6 protein-coding genes and 1 pseudogene are annotated in these 6,058 nt (G+C 66.9%); 1 reads left to right on the forward strand and 6 read right to left on the reverse strand.

Going from position 1 to position 6,058, the window contains the following annotated elements:
- Window positions 1–208: 208 nt before the first annotated feature.
- The gene (locus AB7U92_RS20155; protein WP_425259221.1) at window positions 209–430 is read right to left on the reverse strand and encodes a GDCCVxC domain-containing (seleno)protein; all 222 of its coding nucleotides are present in this window, start codon (window positions 428–430) and stop codon (window positions 209–211) included.
- 2 nt (window positions 431–432) lie between these two features.
- A pseudogene (gene merP / locus AB7U92_RS20160) lies at window positions 433–1,070 on the reverse strand (mercury resistance system periplasmic binding protein MerP).
- 97 nt (window positions 1,071–1,167) lie between these two features.
- Between merP and merR the strand changes: the two are divergent.
- Window positions 1,168–1,539: an Hg(II)-responsive transcriptional regulator gene (gene merR, locus AB7U92_RS20165; RefSeq protein ID WP_428581140.1), complete on the forward strand. Its 372-nt coding sequence runs from the start codon at window positions 1,168–1,170 to the stop codon at window positions 1,537–1,539.
- Window positions 1,540–1,556: 17 nt separating this feature from the next.
- Here merR and AB7U92_RS20170 read toward each other — a convergent pair whose 3' ends face one another.
- From AB7U92_RS20170 to AB7U92_RS20185, 4 genes are all read right to left on the reverse strand, one after another.
- Window positions 1,557–2,567, reverse strand: a complete 1,011-nt coding sequence (locus AB7U92_RS20170; protein ID WP_428581143.1) for a tyrosine-type recombinase/integrase — start codon at window positions 2,565–2,567, stop codon at window positions 1,557–1,559.
- Entirely contained in the window at window positions 2,564–3,559 is a 996-nt protein-coding gene (locus tag AB7U92_RS20175) for a tyrosine-type recombinase/integrase (protein ID WP_425259227.1), read from the reverse strand. Before AB7U92_RS20175 ends, AB7U92_RS20170 begins: the two co-directional genes overlap by 4 nt.
- Window positions 3,543–4,694 carry a site-specific integrase gene (locus AB7U92_RS20180; RefSeq protein WP_428581146.1) on the reverse strand — a complete coding sequence of 384 codons (1,152 nt, stop codon included), beginning with the start codon at window positions 4,692–4,694 and terminating at the stop codon, window positions 3,543–3,545. The genes AB7U92_RS20175 and AB7U92_RS20180 overlap by 17 nt, the downstream gene beginning before the upstream one ends.
- Window positions 4,695–4,893: 199 nt before the next feature.
- On the reverse strand, window positions 4,894–6,012 hold the full coding sequence (locus AB7U92_RS20185; RefSeq protein ID WP_428581149.1) for a phage integrase N-terminal domain-containing protein: 1,119 nt from the start codon (window positions 6,010–6,012) through the stop codon (window positions 4,894–4,896).
- Between the last annotated feature and the right edge of the window lie 46 nt (window positions 6,013–6,058).

Raw genomic sequence — 6,058 nt, forward strand, 5'->3', positions numbered from 1 at the left:
CTGTTACCCGCAGACAGCCCCCTGCGCTCACGCCCGCCCTCCGAGACGTCGCGTCCGACACAACATCACTCCGCTGATCTACGCGGGACGGTCCGGGTGTAGGAGCCATCCAAGCGCATTCAGCCGGCCTACCCAGACGCCGGCCGGCTGATGTCGTGCGCGCAGCCCCGCCGGCGCGGGTGAAGTACTGCCGCGCGGGTCGTGGCCTTCAGGCGCTACAGCTCGAGCACCCGCGCTGCATCTGCACGGGCGGACACTTGACCGAGCCGTAGGAACAGAACACGCAACAGTCGCCGGCCGTCGGCCGCAGCACGGTCTTGCAGTGCTCGCACTCGTAGAAGAACTGGCACGCGTCGGTCGGCATCACCTCACGCTTGGCGTGGCCGCACGCCGGGCATGTCAGCACCGATTCCAGTTCCGGGTCAGCCATGATCACTTCCTCACCGTCGAGGGGAAGCCAGCATCCGTCGTGGCCTTCGCCAGTGCCGTTGCGTTGGTCTTGTCGGCGTCAAACGTGACGGTGGCCGTCTTCTTCGCGAAGTCGATCTGAGCCTGGCTCACACCGGCCACCTTCTCGAGTGACTTCTTCACCGTGACCGGGCACAGCCCGCAGGTCATGTTCTGCACGTCGAGCACGGCGGTCTGCGGCGGCGCAGCCAGCGAAGCCAAGGGCATCAGCATGACGAGTGCTGCGGCAATCAAATGGCGCATGGGTAGGTCCTTCACAGAAAGAATGGCGCCAACCAGGGCACCGACAACAACGCGAGCAGCCCCAGCGTCACCAGCCAGAAGATCAGCCGCTGCCGCTTGAGGACGATCGGCTCGGCACACGCCGCGCCGAGCTCGCAGACCCGTGGCTGCAGGTACAGACGCCGGAACGCCAGACCCAGGAACAGCAGCGTCGCAGCGATGAACCAGGGCCTCAAAGGCTCCAGCGCCGTCAGGTTGGAGATCCACGCACCGCCGATGCCCAGCGTCAAAAGCACGAGCGGACCGACGCAGCACACCGACGCGCCGACGGCGGCCAACGCGCCGGCGAGCAGTGAACCTCTTGCTTTGAACGTGGCCATACACCGGGTGAACTTGTTTGATGTCGGAAAGTCTAGAGTCCGTACCATGGTACGGAGTCAAGGGGTCCAGATGACAAGCGAGCTGACGATAGGGCGATTGGCCGACGAGGCCGGCGTGAACGTCGAGACGATCCGGTACTACCAGCGCCGCGGCTTGATGGCTGAACCGGACAAACCGGCGAGCGGACATCGCCGCTATGGCCCGGCGGCGATCAAGCGTGTACGGTTCATCAAGCGCGCGCAGGTGCTGGGCTTCACGCTGGAGGAAGTCGCCAGCATGCTGGAGCTGGACGAGGCCTGCGCCTGTGCTGAAACACGCGAGCTTGCCGGGCACAAGTTGCAGGTCATCGAAGAGAAGCTCGCCGACCTGAAGGCGATGCGCAAGGCCTTGTTGGCGCTGCTGCGCCAATGCGATACGGGGGCGGCCACGGGCAGTTGCCCGATCATCCATGCCCTGGCCGCCGACTGACAAGCTACTCTGCGCGGCTATAGCGAGCGCAACCAGTCGAGCAGAGACTTGCTCTGCTGCCAGGATGGCAACGCTGGCGACGGCGACTCGCCGGCCACCTTCTCCAAAGCGCGCCGCTTCATCTCCAGGTTCGCCCGGGCGTAGATCTGCGTCGTCTTCACATCCACGTGCCCGAGGAAGTCGCGGATCATCTCCAGCGACACGCCGCTCTGCAGCAGGTGCATGCCCTTGGTGTGCCGCATGCTGTGGGGGCTGATCTTCTGCGTGAAGCCGGGCACGGCCGACCGGGCGGCCTGCACGTGGCAGTGCAGAAGGTACCGCAGGCCCGACCGCGACAAGCGCCCGCCCTGGCGGTTCTGGAACACCGGCAGGTGGCCTCGCTCGGGCCGATCGAGATCGTTCTCCCGCAGGTGTTCACGCAACAGCCGAGCCGTGGCGTCCATCAAAGGCACCACGCGAACCTTGCGCCCCTTGCCCAGCAACCTGACCTGGGCCGGCGTTGTCAAACGCACATCGTGGGCGTTCAGGTCGATCAACTCCTGCGCCCGGGCGCCGGTGTCGTACAGCACGCTGAGCATCACCGCGTCGCGCCGCCCGGCCGGCGTGGTCGGATCGGGATGCGCCAGCACCTGAGTCAGCTCGTCCTTGGACATGTAGGCCACCGGCACCTGGACATGGCGCCGCAGCGGCATCGCCATGATCTTCTGGCACTGCAGCATCCGCTCGGGCACCTCCGACTGCACGTAGCGGAAGAATGCGTGCAGCACGGCCAGCCGCTGGTTCTGTGTGCGGATTGAACACTTCCGCTCCTGCGACAGGTGATCGAGGAAGGCCTCGACGAAGGTCACGTCGATGTCGGCCAGGCAGAGGCGCTCGACGGCAATGCCGCGTCCGTCGCGGCCAAAGCGCAGGAGCAGCGTGAACACATCGCGGTAGGCCTTGATCGTGTTCGGGCTCAGGTTGCGCTGGCCGGCGAGGTAGCGCGTGAGGTAGTTCGTCACGTGCAAGGAGAGGTCGGTCGGCTTCATGACGACCTCCAGGGCCTGGGTGGAATGACGTCGCTGTAGGCCGCGTCCGACCGCGAGACGATCTCCGGATGCAGCTCGGCGGTCATCTGCAGGTAGTCCTGGGTGCCGTCGATCGAGGCGTGCCCGAGGTAGGTCGCCAGCACCGGCATCCTGGGCTGCAGATCGGCACCCTCGCGGTACCAGCGCAGCAGGGTATGTACCGCGAAGGTGTGGCGCAGGTCGTGAAGTCGAGGCCCTTCGCCGCGGCCGCCGTGGCCGATGCCGCATCGGTGCAGCAGTTCCCTGAAATTGCGGTACACGCCACCGCCGTCCAGCCGGCCGCCGCGAGGCGATGGGAAGAAGTACTCGTCGTCCGAACGAGGCCCCAGCGCGGCCGCGTACTTCTGCAGACGAACGACCAGGGGCCGGGCCGGCGGCACCAGGCGGTCCTTGCGGAACTTGGTGTCGTTGATGCGCAGCACCCCCTGGACTAGGTCGACGTCGCGCATGCGCAGGCGCAGAGCCTCTTCGAGACGCAGGCCGCATCCGTACAGCACGCGCAGCAGCTCCGGCAGCACGATGTGGCGCAGGTGAGTCGACGCCATCGGCTCGATCCGGTCGGCGGCTTCGAGCAAGCGGCGCACTTCCCCGTGCGTCAACACGCGCGCCAGGAATGGCCTCGAATCCTTGGCGCCCACGGCGTGATCAGGCACGTCGGCAGGAAGGTCCAGTCGGCGCATGAACAAGGCGAAGTTGCGAACCAGGTTGACCCGTGCGCGCTGGGTCTTGCCGGTCTCGTGCGGCTGCTTGGCCAGCCAGGATGCGGTCGCGGCCTTGGGCAACTCGACTTGCTGCAAGCCTTGGCTGCACAGGTGGGCGTCGAGTCGGCGCAGGCTGGATGCGGCGGGGTTGAAGCGATAGCCACAGGCTCGCTTCTCCTGAACGTATTGCGCCATCAGCGGAGCCAGGGGGCTGCTGCCGGTGAATGTCACGGGCTTACGAGGCGTGGCCATGGAACACCTCCTCCGGATCGATGGCCGCGATGCGCAGGGTCTCCACGTCGGCCTTGGCATAGATGAAGGTCGTTGCCGGCGAGGCATGCCCCAGAACGGCCGAGATGACGGGAAACGGCGTCTGCGCCCCGAGCAGCCGGGTGGCCAACGTATGGCGCAGCGAGTGCAGTCCCTGACGCTGCGGGGTCTTGAACTTGATCCCGGCCAGTTCCCGCCAGTACGCCACGACGCGGTGGAGCCGGTCGTTCTGGCAGATCGGCGAGAACGGTGGCGTCAGGTTGGTGAACAGATGCCGGTGCTCGACCGGCGGTCGCCCAGCTCGCAGGTAGTCGATGAGTGCGGCGCCGACCTCCTCGATCAGCGGCAGCACCAGCGGCTCCCCCGTCTTGTTCTGCACGATCTCGATGGTGGACGTGGTCCAGTGCAATTGATCGAGCGTCAAGCGCTTGATGTCGCCCAGGCGAAGACCCAAGCGCGAGGCGAGCATCAAGATGGCGTAGTCACGCCGGCCCTTCGGCGAGCTGCGATCGACGGCAGCAAGCAGCCGCTCGACCAGTTCTGGCTCCCACGCCGACGGCACCTTGGCATTGCTGGCCAGTCGAACGGTTGGGATGGCAGCGCTGAGGTCGCGCGGCAGGGCGCCGCGCATGAAGAGAAACTGCAGGAACAGCCTCACGCTGGACGAGACGCACGCTACGGTCCTCGGCTTCCAGTCCGTACGGGTCTGAACGAAGGCGCTGAGGTGTTCGGCCTGCAGGGCGTCCAGCGTCTCCAGGCCGCGAGTGCGCAGGAAGTCCAGGAAGACCGCGATGTTGTGCATCCGCTCGGCCAGGCTGGTGGGCCGAAGATGCCGCCGCTCCCTGGCGTATTGCTCGTACTCCCGCAGGGGCTTGTGCATGCCCGCCGGTACTCGAAGCCCGGTGGTCTCGACTACGAAGCGGCTGATGGTGCCGGTGCGCGCGAAGTCGTCGAGCACCTTGATGCCGAAGACCAGGTGCCGCCGCCACTGTTGGCCGAGCTTGAGCACCTCCCCGTCGCGAACGCCGTACGCCTGCTCGAAACGCAGGGCCAGTTCACGCGTGTACTCGGCAGGCAGGCCCTGGGCGCGGACGAAGTCGGCCAGCTGCTTCCACACCCGCTTGTAGCGATTGACGGTGCGGATGGTGTAGCTGCGCATCAGCAGTTCCTGCGCAGCGCCTTGGCAGAGCGGCTCCAGCGCCAGCGCGCCGGGCCCATTGGAGTTGAGCGAATCCATGATCGTCTCCTCGTTGACGGCGGCCACAGCGGCCACCGGGGAGGACGATCTTGGAAGCGTTATGCGCGGTCGCGACGGCCTACGTCATAGGTGGATCGCTCGGCTTGCGGCCCTTGCTGCGCATAACCGCGGACGAACCTAAATAGGCGCCGGCCGAGCGCAGGCGGGCATGGCCCGCGATGCGGGCCACACGCAGCCGCGCCTGGCGGTCGAGGTCCTGATCGACAGGCCCACCGCCACGCACCGGCGCGGGCGTGCCCGTCGTGTCCTGATACTGGCCTTGAAGGTGGTCGTGCCGCGCCCCGTGCCCGGTGGTGCCGCTCTTGCGCTTCGTGAGGCCGAACTTGCGCAGCGCATAGTCCAGGCGACGGAGGTTGGACTTCAGGTCCCGATCCGGCGCCCCCATGTGTGCGTCATGGCCGCTGACCACGCTGCGGGCATGCGCGATGGCCGACTGCTGCTCCTCGGTGGCCAGCGGCAGCCAGCGCGCACGGCCTCCCTTGCCCTTCGTCCACAGATACCGATCCGCCTCCCGTTGCTCGTCGGGCAGGCCTGTCTCCTCGAACGGATGCACGTGGGCGTAGGGGCGGCACATCACCGACTCCTTGCGCCGCAGGCCGACCTTCACCATCAGGCGCATCGACGCGCCGATGCGGGCATCGTAGGCAGAGACCTGGGCCAGCAAGGCCTCCACGTCGATGCCGTTGCCGCTCCAGCTCTTGTCGCGCTGGGCGTTCTCGTGGCGCTCGTATTCGTCAGGCGTCAGGCCGTAGTGCTCGGGCCTGCGGATGAAGCCCGGCTTGTTGAGCCACATCGCCAGGCCGCGCAGGAAGCTCAGGTAGGTCTGGATCGTCCCCGGCGAAAGCTTCCGTCGCTGCCAGACCTTCACCATCGCCTGGACATGCCGCTGTCCCAGGTTGCGGGGATCGGGCGCCAGCTTGAAGCCGGCGTCGGTGTGCAGTTCGCGGAAGAAGCGTCGCAGGAAGTGGGCGCGCTCGTAGCGCGTCTTGTGCGACACGGTCTTCTCCAGCGCGGTGTGCAGCGGGTTGAACAGCTCGATCAGCACGTCCACCACCCGGTTCACGGGCGTCCTGCCCGGCGGGTACATGGCCAGCACCTGCTGGGGCGACTTGCCGGCCCAGTTCTGGCGGCGTGGCGAGTCCTGGCCATGCAAGCGGCCTGGGCTGGCCGAGGTCATCGAGGAGCTCCTGGATGGGCGGGTGGGTGAGGGGGGCAGGGTGGAG

This window comes from Piscinibacter sp. (assembly GCF_050175855.1).
Taxonomy (GTDB): Bacteria; Pseudomonadota; Gammaproteobacteria; order Burkholderiales; family Burkholderiaceae_C; genus Piscinibacter.